Raw genomic sequence first — 19245 nt, 5'->3', positions numbered from 1 at the left:
CCTCTCTGCGTCTGCTGCGGAAGTCTGACGGGTGCCGGTGGATGGTCGGCCGCTGGCCTCATCCTACGGGGACGTAACCTCCGTCACTAATCGTCGTGCCGGGACTCGGAGGTCTAGGATGGAGCAGTCTCCCGCCCCGACCCGGAAGGATCCCACCGATGACCGCAGCCTCCGACCAGACGAGCCCCGTCGACCACCGGTACGACGCCCAGCTCGCAGATCGGATCGAGCGCCGGTGGCAGCAGCGGTGGGCCCAGGAGAAGACGTTCGCCGCGCCCAATCCCGTGGGCGACCTGGCACAGGCCGCCCCGGACCGCCCGGCAGGCGACCGGGAGCACGTCTACCTCATGGACATGTTCCCCTACCCGTCCGGTCGCGGCCTGCACGTGGGGCACCCGCTGGGCTACCTCGCGACGGACGTCTACGCCCGCTACCACCGGATGCGCGGCCACAACGTCATGCACGCGCTGGGGTACGACTCGTTCGGCCTGCCGGCGGAGCAGTACGCCGTCCAGACGGGGCAGCATCCCCGGGTGACGACAGAGGAGAACATCGCGAACATGCGCCGCCAGCTGTCGCGGCTGGGCCTGGGCCATGACGCGGACCGCACCTTCTCCACGACGGACCCGGAGTTCGTGCGGTGGACGCAGTGGATCTTCCTGCAGATCTTCAACAGCTGGTACGACCCCGAGGCCGGGGACGGCGCCGGTGCGGCCCGCCCCATCGAGACCCTGGTCCGGCAGTTCGAGGCCGGCCGCGACACGGGCCGTGATCGGGCGTGGGCGGAACTGACCCCCGCGCAGCGTGAGGACGTGCTCCAGGAGCACCGGCTCGCCTACATCTCCGACTCCCCGGTCAACTGGTGCCCGGGACTGGGCACCGTCCTGGCGAACGAGGAGGTGACGGCGGAGGGGCGTTCCGAGCGCGGCAACTTCCCCGTCTTCACCCGCACGCTGCGCCAGTGGAACATGCGCATCACCGCGTACGCGGACCGGCTGGCCGACGACCTGGACCTGGTCGACTGGCCGGACGCGGTCAAGCAGATGCAGCGCAACTGGATCGGCCGCTCGACCGGCGCGCTCATCCGGTTCCCCGTGGACCACCGGGAGATCGAGGTCTACACGACGCGCGCGGACACCCTGTTCGGCACGACGTACCTGGTCCTGTCGCCGGAGCACCCGCTGGTCGACGAGCTGACCGTCGAGCAGTGGGCGGACGACGTGCCCGCGGCCTGGCGCGGAGACGGGGACGCACCCGCACAGGCGATCGCCGCATACCGGCGCGCGGCCGCGGCCAAGACCTCTGCCCAGCGCCAGGAGGACCGGACGAAGACCGGTGTGTACACCGGCACGCGGGTGCAGAACCCCGCGACCGGCGAGTCGCTGCCCGTCTTCGTCGCGGACTACGTGCTCATGAACTACGGCACCGGTGCGGTCATGGGCGTGCCGGGAGAGGACGCGCGCGACTGGGACTTCGCGAAGGCGTTCGGCCTGCCGTACCGGCGCACCGTGCAGCCGCCCGCCGACCACGACGAGGACACGGTCTTCACCGGCGAGGGCGCGAAGATCAACTCCGCGAACGCGGACATCGACCTGAACGGCACCTCGATCGACGAGGCGAAGGCCGCGATGCTCGCGTGGCTGGAGGCGCGCGGACTGGCGACGGCGTCGACCCAGTACCGGCTGCGCGACTGGCTGTTCTCCCGTCAGCGCTACTGGGGCGAGCCGTTCCCCATCGTGTACGACGAGGACGGGGCGCCCCACGCGATCCCGGACGAGATGCTGCCGGTCGACCTGCCGGAGGTGCCGGACTTCTCGCCGCGCACCTTCGCGCCCGACGACGTCGACAGCGAGCCGGAGGCACCGCTGAGCCGCAACAGCGACTGGGTCGAGGTCGAGCTGGATCTGGGCGACGGGCCTCGGACCTACCGCCGCGACACGAACACGATGCCCAACTGGGCGGGCTCGTCCTGGTACCAGTTCCGCTATGCCGATCCGACGAACGTGGACGCCTTCGTCGCGGGCGAGAACGAGCAGTACTGGCTGGGCCCCACCGCCCACAAGCCCGCCGGCGGCGCGGACCTGTACGTGGGCGGTGTCGAGCACGCTGTGCTCCACCTCCTGTACTCGCGCTTCTGGCACAAGGTCCTCTTCGACCTGGGCCACTCCTCGTCGTTCGAGCCGTTCCACAAGCTCATCAACCAGGGGTACATCCAGGCCTACGCGTTCACCGACTCCCGCGGCGCGTACGTCTCAGCGGACGAGGTCGAGGAGCGGGTCGCGGACGACGGCACCTCCACGTGGTGGCACGACGGGCAGCAGGTCAACCGCGAGTACGGCAAGATGGGCAAGTCGCTCAAGAACGTCGTGACTCCGGACGAGATGTACGAGCAGTACGGTGCGGACACCTTCCGCGTCTACGAGATGTCGATGGGCCCGCTGGAGGTGTCCCGCGCGTGGGAGACCCGCGCCGTCGTGGGCGCCCACCGGTTCCTGCAGCGCGTCTGGCGTCTCGTCATCGACGAGGCGACGGGAGCCGTGCGCGTCGACGAGACGGGCGCGGACACTGCGACCCTGCGCATCCTGCACCAGACGATCGCCGGCGTCCGCGACGACCTCGAGCACTTCCGCAACAACACGGCCGTCTCGAAGCTCATCGTGCTGACGAACCACCTCACGAAGGAGGGGACGGTGCCGCGCGAGGCGATCGAACCGCTCGTCCTCATGCTGGCGCCACTGGCCCCGCACCTGGCGGAGGAGCTGTGGGAGCGCCTGGGGCACGAGTCCTCGCTGGCCTACGCATCGTTCCCCCAGGCGGACCCGCAGCACCTCGTGGCGGACACGGTCACCGCGGTCGTCCAGGTCAAGGGCAAGGTCCGCGCGCGCCTCGACGTGTCCCCGGACATCAGCGAGGCGGAGCTCGAGGCGCTGGCGCTGGAATCCGACGGCGCCCGGCGGGCGCTGGGCGATGCGGGCGTGCGGAAGGTCATCGTGCGAGCACCCAAGCTCGTCAACATCGTCCCGGACGCCTGAGTCCGGACCGTCGAACGTCAGGAGGTCACCATGCCCGTCATCCCCGACGACATCCGTGCCGCGCTGCACGTCGTGCCGGAGCTCGATCCCCATCGTGAGGTCGAGCGCCGGATCCGCTTCCTCGTCGAGTACGTGCGTCGGACGGGCGCGCGGGGGCTGGTCCTGGGGATCTCCGGCGGCCAGGACTCCAGCCTGGCGGGCCGCCTCTGCCAGCTGGCGGTCGAGGACCTGCGCCAGCAGGGTGCCGCGGCGCGCTTCATCGCCGTCCGCCTGCCCTACGGGGTCCAGGCGGACGCGGCGGACGCGGACGCCGCACTCGACTTCATCGGGCCGGACGAGGTCGTGGACGTCGACATCGCTCCTGCGACGGACGCCCTCGTCGCGACCCACGACACGGCCACCGGCCGTCGTCTGCCGGACTTCCACCGCGGCAACGTGAAGGCGCGCATGCGGATGATCGCGCAGTACGCGATCGCCGGCGACCGCGGGGCGCTCGTCGTGGGCACGGACCACGCCGCGGAGGCCGTCACCGGCTTCTTCACGAAGCACGGGGACGGCGCCGTCGATGTCGCGCCGCTCACCGGGCTCACGAAGCGACAGGGCGCCGCCATGCTGAGGGCCCTGGGCAGCCCGGACCGGCTGTGGCGGAAGGTGCCCACCGCGGATCTGCTGGACGAGCAGCCGGGTCAGACGGACGAGAGCTCACTGGGGCTCACGTACGAGCAGATCGACGACTTCCTCGAGGGGCACGAGGTCGCGGACGGCATCGCCCACGCGATCCTCGAGCGCTACCGGTCCACGGAGCACAAGCGCCGCACCCCGCCGGGGCCCGCCGACACCTGGTGGTGAGGCGGCTCCTCTGCCCTGGGCGACCTCAGTCCTCGAGGATCTGGCTGACCAGGAGGACCCGGGAGAACTCGGCTCGGGCGGCCAGCAGCGCGTCCGCGCGCCGCTCGCCGGTCCGCTTCGCCTCGTTGAACGCCTTCCAGCCGGACTCGCGCCGGTCGCCCGGGATGAGGACACGGTCACCGGGGGCGGCCTCGGCGGTCTCCGTCTCCTGGCGGATCCAGTCGTGGAGCGTCCGCGCGGCCCGGTAGAGGTCCATGAAGGCCCGATGCGCCGCGGGATCGTCGAAGCGGGTCGCGCTGCAGTCCGCCAGGAATGTCTGGAGCGGGGCGACCGCGTCCTGGGGGAACACCGTCATCTCCGCATCGATCCGCAGACGGCGGATGAGCCCGTCGTCCTCCGGGAGGAGGGACACGATCGTCTGCGCCGCCGTGCTGTCCGCCTGCGCGAGCTCCTCCTGCGGTGTCTGCGTGAGCGTCACCGGGGTGTACGTCTCGTACGCGTCCGCGGTGCTCGACTGCAGGACGTCGATCCGGTCCTGCAGGTGAGTCCACGTGCGAGACCAGCCCAGGGCGGCGATGACCGCCACCAGCACCGCGACCAGCAGCAGGAGCCATGCGATCGAGTGCAGCGTCGGGATGAGTGCGCACACGAGCAGGATCGCCGCCGCCGCCAGCACGACGACGGCTGAGGGAGTATTCACGAGGAAGTCACCGATTCGCTTCACGCGCCCAGACTACCCGCGCCCACCCCGTCGCCTATGCTGTTCCGGACGCCGCGCGTCGCGGCGCGCACGCCCGCCGGGTGTGCCACCACCGTTCGAAGCTGAGGAGAACCATGACGACAGTGTCCGTGATCGGGGTCGGGTATCTGGGAGCGGTGCACGCCGCGTCGATGGCCTCGCTGGGACACACGGTCATCGGCGTCGACGTCGATGAGGCGAAGCTCGCGGAGCTGTCCGCGGCGCGCGCGCCCTTCTTCGAGCCGGGCCTGCCGGAGCTGCTGGGGCAGACCCAGGACACCGGACGCCTCACCTTCACGTCCGACGCCTCCGCAGTGGCGGCGGCGAGCGTCCACTTCATCTGCGTGGGGACGCCCCAGCGCGCGGACGGACTGCACGCGGACCTCACGTACGTCGCGGCGGCGGTCGACTCGATCCTGCCGCACCTGAGCCCCGGCGACCTCGTCGTGGGCAAGTCGACCGTCCCGGTGGGCACCGCGGCGGGTCTGGCGGAGCAGGTGCGCGCCTCCGGTGCGGAACTCGCGTGGAACCCGGAGTTCCTGCGCGAGGGGAAGGCCGTCCAGGACACGCTGTCGCCCGACCGGCTGGTCTACGGCGTGCCGGGCGGAGACGCCGGCGCGCGTGCGCAGGAGCAGCTCGACGAGGTCTACGCGGCGCTGCTGGCGAAGGACATCCCCCGCATCGTCGCGGACTACCCCACGGCGGAGCTCGTCAAGACAGCGGCCAACTCGTTCCTCGCGACGAAGATCTCGTTCATCAACGCGATGGCGGAGCTGTGCGAGACGGCCGGCGGCGACGTGACGGTGCTGGCGGATGCGATCGGGATCGATGACCGGATCGGTCGGAAGTTCCTCAACGCGGGCCTGGGCTTCGGCGGTGGCTGCCTGCCCAAGGACATCCGCGCGTTCATCGCCCGCGCGGACGATCTGGGGGCTGGCGACGCCGTCAGCTTCCTCAAGGAGATCGACGCGATCAACCTGCGTCGGCGCGATCGGATGATCGAGTTGGCACTGGACGTGTGCGGCGGTTCCGTCGACGGCGTGCCCGTCACGGTGCTGGGCGCCGCCTTCAAGCCGGACAGCGACGACACGCGCGATTCTCCGGCCCTCGCCGTCGCCGCCGGGCTGGCGGAGCACGGAGCTCGTGTCACCGTGACGGACCCGGAGGCGATCGCGAACGCCCGCCGCCGCGAGCCGGGCCTCGACTACGAGCACGACCTCGAGACGGCTCTCACGGGAGCGGGCCTCGTCCTCCTCCTCACGGAGTGGACGCAGTACCGTTCGCTCGATCCCGTCGCGACGGGCGCCCTCGTCGACACCCCGCGCATCCTCGACGGCCGCAACGTGCTGGACCCCGCGCAGTGGCGCGCGGCCGGCTGGACCTATCGCGCCCTCGGACGACCGTGACGGGCGAGCGGGGCCACCGTCCGGGGGAGGACAGCGGTGCGGGTCAGATCGGGCTCATCGTCGACTCGACCGTGCTGCTGCGCGCGGACGAGGCCGCACGGGTCTCACGCGACCTCGACTCCCGCTTCGCGGTCGTTCCGCTCACAGTGCTCGTCGACGACGAGCCCCACGTCGACGGTGCACTGCCGCCGCTGGAGCTGTGTCGTGCGATGGCGGAGGGGGCCCGGGCGTCCACCTCGATGCCGGCGCCGGACGACTTCGCCCGGGCGATCGCGGATCTCGCCGTCGCCGGTGCGGACCATGTCCTGATCCTCACGATCTCCCGCGCCCTGTCCGGGACCCATGACTCCGCGGTCCGCGCCGGTGCATCCGCCGAGGTCCCGGTCACCGTCCTCGATTCGGCCACCACCTCTGCCGCGGCCGGAGGTGCCGCCCTCCTCATCGCGGACGGCGCGGCCCGCGGCCGCGGGGCGGCAGCGCTGCGTGCGGCGGCGGAGGACTACCTGCGGGAGGAGACGCAGACCCTCTTCTGCCCCGCGACGCTCGAGCACCTGGAACGGGGCGGACGCATCGGCCGGGCGGCCTCGCTGGTGGGTCGCGCGCTCTCGATCGTGCCGGTGCTGGGCCTCACCGACGGTGTCGTCGACACACGCGCACGGGTGCGGACCCTGCGGAAGGCGCACGCCCGCATGACCGCGGAGTCGCTCGCGACCGCGCGGACGCTGGGGGACTGCGAGATCGTCGTGCTCGTCTCGGAGGGGTCGCTCGACGCCGCTGGGGAGGACGCGCGGGCGGTCCGCGACGCACTGGCGGAGGTGGCGGAGGACGAGGGCTGGGCACTGTCGGAGGGCGTGCTGTCCCCGGTCATCGTCGCGCACGTGGGACCGGGCGCCGTGGGCGTGGTGGTGCGCGGCCGCAGCTGAGGCAACGGTTCCACATCGTCCGGGGACCCTTGCGAACACATCCGTCGGCGTCCTGTTCGTCGTGCCGGTCGCGGTCACAGACGTGGAGGTAAGTCGACCTCCCCGCGCACCCGATCGTGGGGACGGCGCCGGCTCGATCCACAGGCGCGCCGTCCCGATCGCCGTGTCGGGGCGGGCACGCCACTCTGGCCGGCATGAGTACCTCACCTGCAGACCGCTTCTCCGCGCTGCTGGCCCGCAGCGGGGAGCGCGGCTGGACGCCCGCGGACCGCGAGGACGACCTCGACCCTGAGGACGCCCTCGCGGTCGACGAGGACGCCGCCTGGGTGGACGACGAGCCCCGGGGTGTCCGCCCGGGTCTCACGCGCACACTCCTGCTCGTCCTGCTGGGCGTCGTCCTCAGCGGTGTGCTCGTCGTCGTGCTCGCCCCCTCACTGCTGTCCGGCGGTGAGGAACCGGTCGTCGCACCCGACGGCCAGGAGGCGGCACCGGAGTGGACCGAGGCAGCCGGGACGACCGCGGGGCCCACCACGGGGCAGGAATCTCCGGTCGTCGTCCACGTCGTCGGTGCGGTCGTGCGGCCCGGGGTCGTCGAGCTGCCCGCCCACGCACGGGTCGGCGACGCGCTCGAGGCCGCCGGCGGTCCGCTGGCGGACGCGGACACGGACGGGGTGAATCTGGCCCGCACGCTGGTCGACGGGGAGCAGATCCGCGTGCCGCGCCAGGGGGAGGAACCGCCGGCCGCGCTCCCCGAGGCCGGCGGGACCGGGGACACAGGGGGCGCCGGTCCCGCGGAGGGCGGGGAACCGCTCCTCGACCTCAACACGGCGGACCTGGAGCAGCTGCAGACGCTGCAGGGGATCGGACCGGTCACGGCGCAGGCGATCCTCGACCACCGGGAGGCGGTGGGCCGGTTCGGCTCCGTCGAGGAACTGCTGGACGTCACGGGCATCGGCGACGCGACGCTCGCGGCGATCCGTGATGCGGTGACGGTGGGGTGAGCCGGGCGCGGGGGCGGGTCGGCGTACGACGTTCCCGCGCCCGTCGTGTGCTCGCCCGGCTGCGCGACCGGATCGGGACGGTGCGGGTGGTGGCGGCGGCCGTCTGCGCGTGGGGCTGCTCCCTGGCCGCGGGGGTCCCCGCACTGGTCCTCGCGTGCCTCCTGACGGCAGCGGGGGCCGCCCTGCTGCTGCGGCGGGCGCGCTCGCGCGGGGGAGCCTCCCCGGTGGGGACCGTTCTCGTCGTCGCAGGGCTGGCGGGACTGCTGGCCGGGGCACAGGCGCTCACCGCTGCGGAATCGCCGCGGCCGGTCCAGGCGGAGGTCCGCCTCGTGGCCGATGCGCATCCCACGGAATCCGGCAGGTTCCGGACGATCGGGACGGGGGAGTTCGGCCGCGCGACCCTCATCGCGGAGGACGAGCCCCCTGCGGCCGGCGCGACGGTGCGCGCGCATCTGGACTGGTGGGGTGATGACCTGGCGGGGTTCACGGTCGAGGGGATCGTCGAGGAGCCGGCCCGGGCGTGGCGGATCCGGGCGCAGCTGCGCGCGGGGCTCGCCACCGCGGCGGGGGTGGGGACCACGCCGGTGCGGACCTGCTCCCGGGACTCGTCGTGGGGGATGTGGCGCACGTGGACGGTGGGCTCACCGAGGCGATGCGCGCCGTCTCGCTCACGCATGTGACCGCTGTGTCCGGATCGAACATCACGATCGTCGCGGGCGTCGTCGTGCTGCTCTGCGCCGGACTGCGCAGCCCCTGGTGGGTGAGGATCCTCCCCGCCGCGGTCGTGACGGCCGGCTACGTGTTCGTCGTGGGGCCGGAGCCCAGCGTCATGCGTGCGACGGCGATGGCGGCACTCCTGGCGGTGGGACTGCTGCGCCCCGCGGGCACGCCCACGCTCGCAGTGCTGGCGTCCGCGATCACGATCCTCCTGGTCGCCCGTCCCCACCTGGCCCGGGAGGTGGGTTTCGGCCTGTCGGTGGCCGCGACCGCCGCACTCATCCTCCTCGCACCGCCGCTCGTGCGCCTGCTGGTCGACCGGGGGATGCCGCGGTTCCTGGCCGCGGCCCTCGCCGTCCCGACCGCCGCGCAGCTGGGCGTCTCACCGCTGCTCATCCTGCTGGATCCGCGCATGAGTCCGTACGCGGTCGTCGCGAACGCGGTGGCGGGCCCCGCCGTGGCACCGGCGACGGTGCTGGGACTGGGCGCGCTGGCGCTCGAGGGACTCGCACACGCGCTGGGGGACGCGGAGGTCCTGAGCCTCCCCGCCCGCGTGGTGGGTGCACTGGGAGCGGCGGCCGCATGGTGGATCGCACGGATCGCGCTGCTGTGCGCCGGACTGCCGGGCGCCTCCCTGGGGTGGCCGGCCGGGCCGGTGGGGATCGCGGTCGCCCTGGGCCTGGTGCTGGGGACGGCCTGCGCGCTCCTGGGCCGGGGCCGTCTGCGCGAACTGGGGCTCGTGACCGCACTCGCCTGCCTGGCCTCGGGTCTGACCGCACCGGTCCTCACGACGGCGGGACGGGGCGCCTGGTCGCTGCTCGTGTGCGACGTGGGGCAGGGGAGTGCCGCACTCGTGCGCAGCCGTGAGGGGCCTCGCGACCACGCGCTCCTCGTCGACACCGGGGACGAGCCGGGGCTGCTTGCTGCCTGCCTGGCCGGTTCGGGCATCACCCGCCTTACGATCGCGATCTCGCACTTCGATGCGGACCACGTGGGGGCCCTCCCGGACGCGGTCGCCGCGGTCGAGGACGCCGTCGTCGTCCACCCCCGGGCCCTGGCCGCGACGCCGGACGCACGGGCGGCGGCGCGTGCCGCGCCGATCGCTCCGCCGGCCGCGGCGGGTGTCCCCCTGGATCCCGTGCTGCTGCCGGACGGGGTGCACGTCGAGGTGCTGTGGCCGCCGCCGCAGCCGCGGTCGGCGGAGGACGGCAACGCCGCGTCCCTCGTGCTGCTCGTCGAGGTGGACGGTCTGCGCGTCCTGCTGCCCGGGGACGTGGGGGAGGCGGAGCAGCTGCGCCTGGTCCGGGACCTCGCGGATCGGGATCCGCTCGACGTGCTGGTCGCCCCGCACCACGGCAGCGGCGACCTGTCACCGGCCTTCTTCCGTGCGGCACGGGCACAGGTGGGCGTCGTGTCCGTGGGGGCGGACAACACGTACGGACACCCTGCGCCGCGCGCCCTTGCGGCGTTCGGCCCCATCCCCGTGCTGCGCACCGACCGGTGCGGCAGCATCGCGCTGACGGCGGACCTGGCCCTGCTGCGCGGTGACGAGGCCTGCGTCCACGACGGGCGCTAGTGTGGACCCGTGGCAGCGAAGAAGACGACGATCGCGTGGCACCGCGCGGCACCGGCACCCCTGGTCCTCCTGTCCGGGGGAGAGGACGTGCTCATCCGCAACGCACGGACCCGCATCATGCAGACCGTGACGCGGAAGCACCCGGACGTCGAGCCGGTGCGCCTGAGTGCTTCCTCCTACGAAGCCGGTGCCCTCGTGAATGCGGCGGCGCCGTCGCTCTTCTCCGCGCACGGCCTCATCCTCGTCGACGATCTGGCCGCGATGAGCGATGACTTCCTGAAGGACGCCCTCGCCTACGTCGAGGACCCCAACCCGGACATGGTCGTTGTCCTCGAGCATCGGGGCGGGCAGCGGGGAGCGAAACTGCTCAAGGCGATCGCGGCGGCGGGCGCCCCCACCGTGGACGTGGGCGTCCTCAAGAGCGAGGCGGACCGCGCGGCGTACGCGAAGGACGCCTTCGCACGGGCAGAGCGGACCCTCACCCCGGAGGGACTCGCCGCCCTCATGAACGCATTGGGGTCGGACCTCTCGGAGCTGGATGCCGGGGTCCGCCAGCTGCTGACGGACACGACCGGCACCGTCGACGCGGCGGTCGTCGACGCCTACTACGGTGGCCGGATCGAAGCGACCGGTTTCAAGGTCGCGGACGCCGCCACCGCAGGCCGGACGGGGGAGGCGCTCTCCCTCCTGCGCCACGCGCTGGCGACGGGTGCGGATCCCGTCCCCGTCGTCGCCGCGGTCGCGATGAAGCTGCGCAACCTCGCGAAGATAGAGGGCCTGTCCGGGTCCTCCGGCTCACTCGCCTCGGAGCTGGGCATGGCACCGTGGCAGGTCGATCGCGCCCGGCGGGAATCGCGGGCGTGGAATTCCGTCGCGCTGGGTCGGGCGATCCTGGCCGCGGCCCAGGCGGACGAGGCCGTCAAGGGCGGGGGACGCGATCCCGTCTACGCGGTCGAGCATCTCGTGGCGACCGTCTGCCGGCTGTCCCGCGTGCGGTGATGCCACCCCGCGTCCGATGAATGCGGACGGGCCCGCTCCTCCTCAGAGGAACGGGCCCGTCCGACCGCGTGAGCGGGTCTGCAGGATCACACGTCCAGCGCGTTGACCTGCTTCGCCAGGCTCGACTTGCGGTTGGCTGCGTTGTTCTTGTGCAGAACGCCCTTCGACACGGCCTTGTCCAGCTTGCGCGAGGCGTGCTGGAGTGCGGTCTGTGCGGAAGCGGCGTCGCCGGCTGCGATCTGCGCGCGCAGCGAGCGGATCGCGGTCCTCACCTCACTGCGGACCTCGCGGTTGCGGAGTCGCGCCTTCTCGTTCGTGAGGTTGCGCTTGATCTGCGACTTGATGTTTGCCAACGTCGATACTCTTTCGTGCGGTGATGCATGGTCGTGAGGGCTCACCCGCCGTCGACGTCGGACCAGCGGGGAAACACCGGCCGACCACAGTGGGTGGTGACGTCCGCCCGACCAACGATGAGACACTCACCACGGCGGACGTACAGCAGACGATCCTACAGGATCCGCGCCGCGCGCTCCACTCGAGGGCGGCGTGCCGGCGCGGAGTCCGTCACCCCGCGTCGATCGCTGCGACGATACGCGAGAAGCGGTCCATCGGCATGATCGCGCCCTCTCGCCGGACAGCGGTGGGCTCGATGCGGATGATCCGGTCCAGCCGGATCTCCGACGGACGGCCCTGCGCGTCCCAGTCGCCGGTGCCCACGTTGATGTAGGGCGTGCCGTGCTCATCGTCCCGCACGTCGCCCACGCCGCCGGGGACGTTGTCCTTGCTCGTGAGCATGAGGGCCAGCAGCCATGCCCCGTCCCTGCCGATGATGAGGACCGGGCGGTCCTTGCCCTGCGAGTGGTCCTCCTCGTACGGCACCCACGCCCAGACGATCTCGCCGGGATCCGCATCGCCGTCCAGGTCCGGCGTGTAGACGGGACGGATGGGCCCGCGGTAGTCGCCGGGGTACCCGCCGTCGGGGCGCTTGGGGAACCGCTGTGAGGGCTTGTGGCGCGACGCGCTGCGGGCCTTCCCGAAATCCTCGCGGGGTGCCTTCCGTGGCGACCCGGACCGGGCGCCCTCCGACGGCTGCTCCGCCTGCCGCCGGTTCCGCGGCGGGGCGGGGGAAGGGTCCGGCCGTCCGGCGCGCGGGCTCTCCCGCAGCAGCGAGTCGACGACGGTGAGCGCCGTCGTGTCCCTGCCGGACCGGCGCAGCTGGTTGATGCCCTGACGCACGCCGGAGCGGACGGCCTTCTGGGCGAGACGCTTCCAATCCATGTTCCGAAGCCTACTCGGCGCCGGGGACGTCCGCGGCCCACTGGAGGTGCGCCTGGACAGGGAAGTGGTCGCTGGGGAAGACACCGCCGGGTGCGCGGGTGTTGGGGGCGACCGCAAGGGTCCGCAGGCCCGGGGTGTGGAGGATCCAGTCGATCCGACGTCCCCCGCGCCGCACACCCCGGTAGAAGTGGAAGGTGTCGACGTCCGCATCGGCGACCCCGGCCTCGGGCGCGGTGTCGACGGCGTCGGACACGAGGCCGTCGGAGACGAGCAGGCGGTGGAGGTCGTGCTCCTGGTCGACGTTGAAGTCCCCCGTCACGACGGCCTGGGCGCCGTCCGCCGCCGCCTGGACCACCAGCTCGCGCAGCATGCGCGCCGCGTGCGGACGCGCCCGCTCCGACCGGTGGTCGACGTGGACGTTGATGAATCGCAGCAGGTGCCCGCCCACCCGGTCGCGCAGATCCACCGACGTGATCGTGCGCGGGTGCGAGGACCCCCACGAGCGGGATCCCGGCACGTCCGGCGTCTCGGAGATCCAGCGGACGTCGACGGCCCGGGCGTCCAGGCGCTGCGCGTCGAAGAGGACCGCCGTGAACTCGCCGGCATCGCCGCCGGCCCGCCCCTCACCCGTCCACGCGTAGCGCTCCGGCAGCGCTGCGACGAGGGCGTCGAGCTGCTCGATCGTCCCCTCCTGCGTGCCCACGAGGTGCGGGGTCTCCTGGGTGAGGAGGTCGACCCAGGCGGGCAGGCGCTGCGCCCAGGGATGCCGGTCCCGGGCCGGATAGCGGAGGTTCGCGGTCATGACGGACAGTGCGCGGCCGCGCGGCGGGAGCAGAGCCATGATGCGAGCGTAGCGCGCGCGTTCGCGGTGGCGGGGGGAACATGGGAGAATGCACCTCTGAGACTGATGAGAGGACTTCGGGAACCACATGGCACCTCAGGTGAGCGCTGACGCGCGGAAGCGGATCGACGTCGCGGCGACCGCACCGGAACTGATCCGGAACTTCTGCATCATCGCCCACATCGACCACGGCAAGTCGACGCTCGCCGACCGGATGCTGCAGATCACCGGGGCCGTCCAGCCGCGCGACATGCGCGCGCAGTACCTGGACCGGATGGACATCGAGCGCGAGCGCGGCATCACGATCAAGTCGCAGGCCGTCCGCATGCCGTGGGAGGTCGACGGGACCCCGTACGCGCTCAACATGATCGACACGCCCGGCCACGTCGACTTCACGTACGAGGTCTCCCGCTCGCTCGCCGCGTGCGAGGGCGCCCTGCTGCTGGTCGACGCCGCCCAGGGCATCGAGGCGCAGACGCTCGCCAACCTCTACCTGGCGATGGAGAACGATCTCACGATCATCCCCGTCCTCAACAAGATCGACCTGCCCGCCGCGCAGCCGGAGAAGTACGCGGAGGAGCTGGCGAACCTCATCGGCGCGGAACCGGACGAGGTGCTGCGGGTGTCCGGCAAGACCGGAGAGGGGGTCGAGGGCGTCCTCGACCGCATCGTCCAGGAGATCGACCACCCGGTGGGCGACGCGGACGCTCCCTCGCGCGCCATGATCTTCGACTCGGTCTACGACACCTACCGCGGCGTCGTCACCTACGTCCGCGTCGTCGACGGGCGGCTCTCGCACCGCGAGAAGGTCACGATGATGTCGACCGGAACGTCCTACGAGCTGCAGGAGATCGGTGTCTCGTCCCCGGAGCCGGTCGCCGCGAAGGGACTGGGCGTGGGCGAGGTGGGCTACCTCATCACCGGCGTCAAGGACGTGCGCCAATCGAAGGTGGGCGACACCGTCACGAACTCCCAGAAGCCCGCGGACGCGCCCGTCGCCGGCTACTCGGAGCCCAAGCCCATGGTGTTCTCCGGCCTGTTCCCCATCGACGGCTCGGACTACCCCGTGCTGCGGGACGCGCTCGACAAGCTGAAGCTCAACGATGCGGCGCTCGCGTACGAGCCGGAGACGTCGACCGCGCTGGGCTTCGGCTTCCGGTGCGGCTTCCTGGGCCTCCTCCACCTGGAGATCGTCCGCGAGCGGCTCGAGCGCGAGTTCGACCTCTCGCTCATCTCCACCGCGCCCTCCGTCGTGTACCGGGTCATCACCGAGGACGGGACGGAGCACATCGTCACGAATCCGTCCGAGTACCCGGAGGGGAAGATCAAGGAGGTCCACGAGCCCATGGTGCGCGGGACCATCCTCACCCCCAGCGACTACGTGGGCGCCGTCATGGAGCTGTGCCAGTCGAAGCGCGGGTCCCTCCTGGGCATGGACTACCTCTCCGAGGACCGCGTCGAGCTGCGCTACCGGCTGCCGCTGGCGGAGATCGTCTTCGACTTCTTCGACGCGCTCAAGTCCCGGACGAAGGGATATGCATCTCTTGACTACCAGGACGACGGCGAGGCGACCTCCGAGCTCGTCAAGGTCGACATCCTGCTGCACGGCGACCAGGTCGATGCATTCTCCGCGATCGTCCACAAGGACAAGGCGTATGGCTACGGCGTGCAGATGGCCGGGAAGCTGCGCGGGCTCATCCCGCGTCAGCAGTTCGAGGTCCCCATCCAGGCCGCGATCGGCTCCCGCATCATCGCGCGCGAGACCATCCGCGCGATCCGCAAGGACGTACTCTCCAAGTGCTACGGCGGCGACATCAGCCGCAAGCGCAAGCTGCTGGAGAAGCAGAAGGCCGGCAAGAAGCGCATGAAGATGGTGGGCAACGTCGAGGTGCCGCAGGAGGCCTTCATCGCCGCGCTGTCCTCCGACGAGGCACCCTCGTCGGACAAGAAGTAGCGGTGCCCGCCCAGCCGGAGGGGGACGCCCCGCCGCTCGACGGCGCACTGCCGGAGGACGCGCTGCGACGCGCGGGCGCGGACACGTTCAGCGCCTACGTGCACGTGCCCTACTGCCGGGTGCGCTGCGGCTACTGCGACTTCAACACGTACACGGCGGACGAGCTGGGCCCCGGCGCGAACCGCGAGGACTACCGCGAGCAGTTGGCCCGCGAGATCGCGGTGTCGGAGCGGGTGCTCGCGGACTCGCCACTGGCAGATCGCCCGTTCGACACCGTCTTCTTCGGCGGCGGCACTCCCACGCTGCTGCCCGCCCCTGTCCTGGCCGGAGTGCTGGAGGACCTGACGGACGGGTTCGGCCTGGCCCCCGGCGCGGAGGTCACGACGGAGGCGAACCCGGACAGCGTCACCCGGGACTCGCTGGCCGTCCTCGGGGAGGCGGGCTTCACCCGCGTCTCCTTCGGCATGCAGTCCGCGGTGCCGCACGTGCTGCGGACTCTCGACCGCACCCACGACCCCGCCGGCGTGGGGGCGGCCGTCGCCGCCGCGCGCGCGGTGGGCCTGGGCGTGAGCCTCGACCTCATCTACGGCACGCCGGGGGAGTCGCTCGAGGACTGGCGGACCAGTCTGGAGGCGGTGCTCGAGCTGGAGCCGGACCACGTGTCCGCCTACTCGCTCATCGTCGAACCGGGCACCCGCATGGGCGCGCAGGTGCGGCGCGGGCTGCTGCCCATGCCGGACGAGGACGATCTCGCTGAGAAGTACGAGCTGGCGGACGACCTGCTGCGGCAGGCCGGCCTCACGTGGTACGAGGTGAGCAACTTCTCCACCGCGGAGGAGACGCGCTGCCGGCACAACCTCGCCTACTGGCGCAACGCCGACTGGTGGGGGTACGGACCGGGGGCGCACTCGCACGTGGGCGGCGTCCGCTGGTGGAACGCGAAGCACCCGCGGGCCTGGGCCGACCGGCTGAACGGCGGCGACTCCCCGTCCGTGGGACGCGAGGTGCTCGACGCGCACACGCGGGCGCTCGAGGACCTCATGCTGGCGGTGCGCATCGACGGGGCGTATCCGTTGGACGGGCTGACCGACGGGGCACGACCGCACATCGCGCGGATGCTGGCCGACGGGCTGCTGGCACCGGAGACCCTCCGGACCCGCCGGATCCACCTCACCCGGACCGGCCGGCTCCTGGCCGACGGCATCGTGCGGACCCTGTCCGACCATCTCCAGACGGACTGACGGCCGTCTCCTTCAGGCCACCCGGTCGCCTCAGCGGACGAAGTCGAAGGTGAAGGGCATCCGGTAGCACTCGCCGTTGTAGGCCTTGACGGCCGCGATGATCTGGAACACCCAGGCGGCGATGACGACGAGCGGCAGCAGGATGAAGCCGACGATCACGAACATGAGCAGGCCGGACACGAACCCCGCGATGAGGATCATGATCTGCAGGTTGAGCGACTGGCGCGACTGCTCGCGGATGAACGCGGACTCGTCCTTCTTGAGGAGGAACATGATGAGCGGGACGACCGCGCTGATGAGGAGCGCGCCGATGTGCGTGAGCACCGCCATCGACCGGTCGTCCTGCGACGACCGCCAGTACTGTGCGGATCCGGTCCCGTAGGCGGCGTCCGGGTGCGGTCCGCGCAGCGGCGGGGCCGCGGGCCCGCCGAACGGCTGCTGACCGTGCGACTGCGGACCGGGCTGGTGCGAGTGGGGTCCGGGCTGGTGCGAGTGGGGTCCGGTGTGGGGAGGGGGAACGCTCACGGCGGCTCCTGCGGAGTGGGGAGGTGCGGGTGTGCGACCAGTCTCGCAGACCTCGCCGGCGGGCGTCAGTGCCGGTTGACCGTCACGAAGTCGATGAGCTCCTCCACTCGCCCCGACAGCTGCGGCTCCACGTCCGCGATCGTCGTGACCGAGCGCAGGATCCGCACCCATGCGCGGGCGACGTCGCGGTGGTCGGCGTGGTCCCAGCCGATCCGCCGCAGGACGCCCGTCTTCCAGTCCTCGCCGCGCGGGACCCGGGGCCAGGCCTCGATGCCCACGACCGCGGGCCGCACCGCCTGCCACACATCGACGTACGGGTGCCCGATCACGCGGACGTTCCCCTTCCACGCGGGGTCGTCCATGACGCGGCGGGCCAGCTTCGACTCCTTCGTCCCGGTCACCATGTGGTCGGCCAGCACGCCCACCCGGTGCTGCGCGTCCGGACCGAACTCCGCGATCCGGTCCGGCAGGTCGTCGAGCCCGCCCAGCGGTTCCACGACGACGCCCTCGATCCGCAGGTCGTCGCCCCAGATCCGCTCGACCAGCTCCGCGTCGTGCTTGCCCTCGACCCAGATGCGGGATCCGCGGGCCACCCGGGCCCGTGCGTCCGCCACCCGGCGCGAACCGCTGGCCGTGCGCCCGGGTGCTGTGCCGGCGGTGCCGCCTGCGGCGGGGGACTGCGCCCGAGGTCCCGGCCGGGTCAGCTCGCACGGTCGCCCGTCGATGAGGTACCCGGGACCCAGGGGGAACGACACGCGCGTCCCCCGGCGGTCCTCGAGGACCATCGAGAAGCCGCCTGCGGCCTTCTCGACGCGGACGATCGCGCCCACGTAGCCGGTCTCCACCACCTCGACGACGAGGCCGGGCCGCGCGGGGACGCGGGGGAGGGAGGGGCGTGCGTGCGTCCGCCCCCCGGAGAGCACATCGGAGCCGTAACGATCGTGGAAGGACATCCGGTCAGGGTAGCGACGGCCTGCGGCCGGGCCGGGCAGGCGCGCCGAGGTGGAGGACGTCCGTGGCGGGGAGTATCATTGGCACTCAGACGCAGCGAGTGCCAGATCCGCCCCGCCCCAGCAGCGGCGGAGGCGAGGAGACGCAGTGGAGGTGGAGAGGTGAACGACGATCGTCGCGCGCGCGTTCTCCGCGCCATCGTCGAGGACTACGTGTCCACGAACGAACCCGTGGGATCGAAGGCGCTCGTCGACCGCCACCGTCTGGGTGTGTCATCGGCCACGATCCGGAACGACATGGCGGCACTGGAGCAGGAGGGCCTCATCGCCCAGCCTCACACGTCCGCCGGCCGGATCCCCACGGACAAGGGGTACCGCGCCTTCGTCGACCGGATCGACGAGATCAAGCCGCTCTCGGCGGCGGAGAAGCGCGCGGTCGCCCGGGTGCTCGAGCATCCGGTCGACGTCGACGACGTCCTGGACCGCACCGTCCGGCTGCTGTCGCAGCTGACCCACCAGGTGGCGATGGTGCAGTACCCCAGGCTCTCGCGCGCCCGCGTGCGGCACATCGAGCTCGTCGACCTCGCCCCGTCACGCCTGCTGGTCGTCCTCATCACGGACGGCGGCCAGGTCGAGCAGCGGCTCGTCGACACCGGACGCGCGGTGAGCGCGGACGAGGTCGCGGCCCTGCGCGCGCTGTTCCTCGCGCACCTCGTCGACGCGGCGGTGGGCGATGTCCCCGTCCTCGTGGGGACGGTCGAGGCGCGCCCGGAGCTGCGGGGCCCGGCGACCGCACTGGGGACCGTGCTGGCGGACCTGTCCCGCGGGTTCCACACGGAGCGACTCGTCATGGCGGGCACCGCCAATCTCGCCCGGGCGGGTCGTGAACTGGGCGAGCACATGGGACCCATCCTCGAGGCGTTCGAGGAGCAGGTCGTCCTCCTGCGGCTCCTGTCGACCATGGCGGCACCCGGTCCTGATGTCGCCGTCAGCATCGGCGCGGAGAATCCCCTCGACACCTTCGCCTCGACATCCGTGGTCGCCACGAACTACGTTGCGGAGGGCGTGGAGGCGCGCATGGCCGTCGTGGGGCCCACACGCATGGACTATCCCACGACGATGGCGGCGCTGCGCGCCGTCGCGAAGTACATCTCCACGATCCTCAACGACTGATCCGGCACCCCGCGTGCCCACGAAGAACGAACCGATCGCGC

At 72.0% G+C, this 19245-nt stretch carries 17 protein-coding genes; 11 read left to right on the top strand and 6 right to left on the bottom strand.

All coding sequences use genetic code 11. The features are described 5' to 3' along the window. The first annotated feature begins 158 nt into the window (after positions 1–158). Both leuS and nadE read left to right on the top strand, forming a co-directional pair. Entirely contained in the window at positions 159–3032 is a 2874-nt protein-coding gene (gene leuS / locus HGBR_RS01555) for a leucine--tRNA ligase (protein ID WP_019157577.1), read from the top strand. 30 nt (positions 3033–3062) lie between these two features. Then, positions 3063–3881 carry an ammonia-dependent NAD(+) synthetase gene (nadE, locus tag HGBR_RS01550; protein WP_019157576.1) on the top strand — a complete coding sequence of 273 codons (819 nt, stop codon included), beginning with the start codon at positions 3063–3065 and terminating at the stop codon, positions 3879–3881. A 25-nt stretch (positions 3882–3906) separates the two neighbouring features. Here nadE and HGBR_RS01545 read toward each other — a convergent pair whose 3' ends face one another. Then, positions 3907–4605: a hypothetical protein gene (locus HGBR_RS01545; RefSeq protein WP_019157575.1), complete on the bottom strand. Its 699-nt coding sequence runs from the start codon at positions 4603–4605 to the stop codon at positions 3907–3909. 110 nt (positions 4606–4715) lie between these two features. Here HGBR_RS01545 and HGBR_RS01540 point away from each other — a divergent pair, with 110 nt between their 5' ends. The 6 genes from HGBR_RS01540 to holA all read left to right on the top strand — a co-directional run bounded on the left by HGBR_RS01540 (position 4716) and on the right by holA (position 11242). Next, a complete protein-coding gene (locus HGBR_RS01540; protein ID WP_019157574.1) occupies positions 4716–6026 on the top strand; it encodes a UDP-glucose dehydrogenase family protein in 1311 nt (436 codons plus the stop codon). Beyond that, the gene (locus HGBR_RS15930) at positions 6023–6949 is read left to right on the top strand and encodes a DegV family protein (protein ID WP_161601829.1); all 927 of its coding nucleotides are present in this window, start codon (positions 6023–6025) and stop codon (positions 6947–6949) included. The genes HGBR_RS01540 and HGBR_RS15930 overlap by 4 nt, the downstream gene beginning before the upstream one ends. Before the next feature lie 194 nt (positions 6950–7143). Continuing rightward, positions 7144–7950, top strand: coding sequence for a helix-hairpin-helix domain-containing protein (locus HGBR_RS19205; protein WP_019157572.1), 807 nt, complete (start codon positions 7144–7146; stop codon positions 7948–7950). 47 nt (positions 7951–7997) lie between these two features. Further along, positions 7998–8630, top strand: a complete 633-nt coding sequence (locus tag HGBR_RS20110; protein WP_019157571.1) for a hypothetical protein — start codon at positions 7998–8000, stop codon at positions 8628–8630. Continuing rightward, on the top strand, positions 8579–10243 hold the full coding sequence (locus HGBR_RS15920) for a ComEC/Rec2 family competence protein (protein ID WP_019157570.1): 1665 nt from the start codon (positions 8579–8581) through the stop codon (positions 10241–10243). Before HGBR_RS20110 ends, HGBR_RS15920 begins: the two co-directional genes overlap by 52 nt. 9 nt (positions 10244–10252) lie before the next feature. Next, on the top strand, positions 10253–11242 hold the full coding sequence (gene holA / locus HGBR_RS01515; protein ID WP_019157569.1) for a DNA polymerase III subunit delta: 990 nt from the start codon (positions 10253–10255) through the stop codon (positions 11240–11242). 86 nt (positions 11243–11328) lie between these two features. Here holA and rpsT read toward each other — a convergent pair whose 3' ends face one another. The 3 genes from rpsT to HGBR_RS01500 form a co-directional block, all read right to left on the bottom strand. Further along, complete coding sequence (gene rpsT / locus HGBR_RS01510) at positions 11329–11595, bottom strand: 30S ribosomal protein S20 (RefSeq protein WP_019157568.1); 267 nt, start codon at positions 11593–11595, stop codon at positions 11329–11331. 211 nt (positions 11596–11806) lie between these two features. Then, the gene (locus HGBR_RS01505; RefSeq protein WP_019157567.1) at positions 11807–12520 is read right to left on the bottom strand and encodes a type II toxin-antitoxin system PemK/MazF family toxin; all 714 of its coding nucleotides are present in this window, start codon (positions 12518–12520) and stop codon (positions 11807–11809) included. A gap of 10 nt (positions 12521–12530) precedes the next feature. Beyond that, positions 12531–13361 carry an endonuclease/exonuclease/phosphatase family protein gene (locus HGBR_RS01500; RefSeq protein ID WP_019157566.1) on the bottom strand — a complete coding sequence of 277 codons (831 nt, stop codon included), beginning with the start codon at positions 13359–13361 and terminating at the stop codon, positions 12531–12533. Between the two features lie 88 nt (positions 13362–13449). Here HGBR_RS01500 and lepA point away from each other — a divergent pair, with 88 nt between their 5' ends. After that, complete coding sequence (lepA, locus tag HGBR_RS01495) at positions 13450–15315, top strand: translation elongation factor 4 (RefSeq protein ID WP_019157565.1); 1866 nt, start codon at positions 13450–13452, stop codon at positions 15313–15315. Between the two features lie 2 nt (positions 15316–15317). Further along, complete coding sequence (gene hemW / locus HGBR_RS01490) at positions 15318–16556, top strand: radical SAM family heme chaperone HemW (protein ID WP_019157564.1); 1239 nt, start codon at positions 15318–15320, stop codon at positions 16554–16556. A gap of 30 nt (positions 16557–16586) precedes the next feature. On the opposite strand, the gene HGBR_RS19200 is transcribed toward hemW, so the two are convergent. Then, positions 16587–17081: a DUF4870 domain-containing protein gene (locus tag HGBR_RS19200; protein WP_019157563.1), complete on the bottom strand. Its 495-nt coding sequence runs from the start codon at positions 17079–17081 to the stop codon at positions 16587–16589. A gap of 65 nt (positions 17082–17146) precedes the next feature. Then, positions 17147–18034 (bottom strand): DUF3097 family protein, encoded by an 888-nt coding sequence (locus HGBR_RS01480; RefSeq protein WP_019157562.1) that lies wholly within the window; start codon positions 18032–18034, stop codon positions 17147–17149. Between the two features lie 159 nt (positions 18035–18193). Here HGBR_RS01480 and hrcA point away from each other — a divergent pair, with 159 nt between their 5' ends. Continuing rightward, positions 18194–19204 carry a heat-inducible transcriptional repressor HrcA gene (gene hrcA / locus HGBR_RS01475; RefSeq protein WP_019157561.1) on the top strand — a complete coding sequence of 337 codons (1011 nt, stop codon included), beginning with the start codon at positions 18194–18196 and terminating at the stop codon, positions 19202–19204. The last annotated feature ends 41 nt before the right edge of the window (positions 19205–19245 follow it).

Origin of the sequence: Brevibacterium senegalense (assembly GCF_000285835.1) — a bacterium.
Classification (GTDB): domain Bacteria; phylum Actinomycetota; class Actinomycetes; order Actinomycetales; family Brevibacteriaceae; genus Brevibacterium; species Brevibacterium senegalense.
The sequence above is the reverse complement of the archived record's forward strand: the minus strand, read 5'-3'. Positions and strand labels throughout refer to the sequence as shown.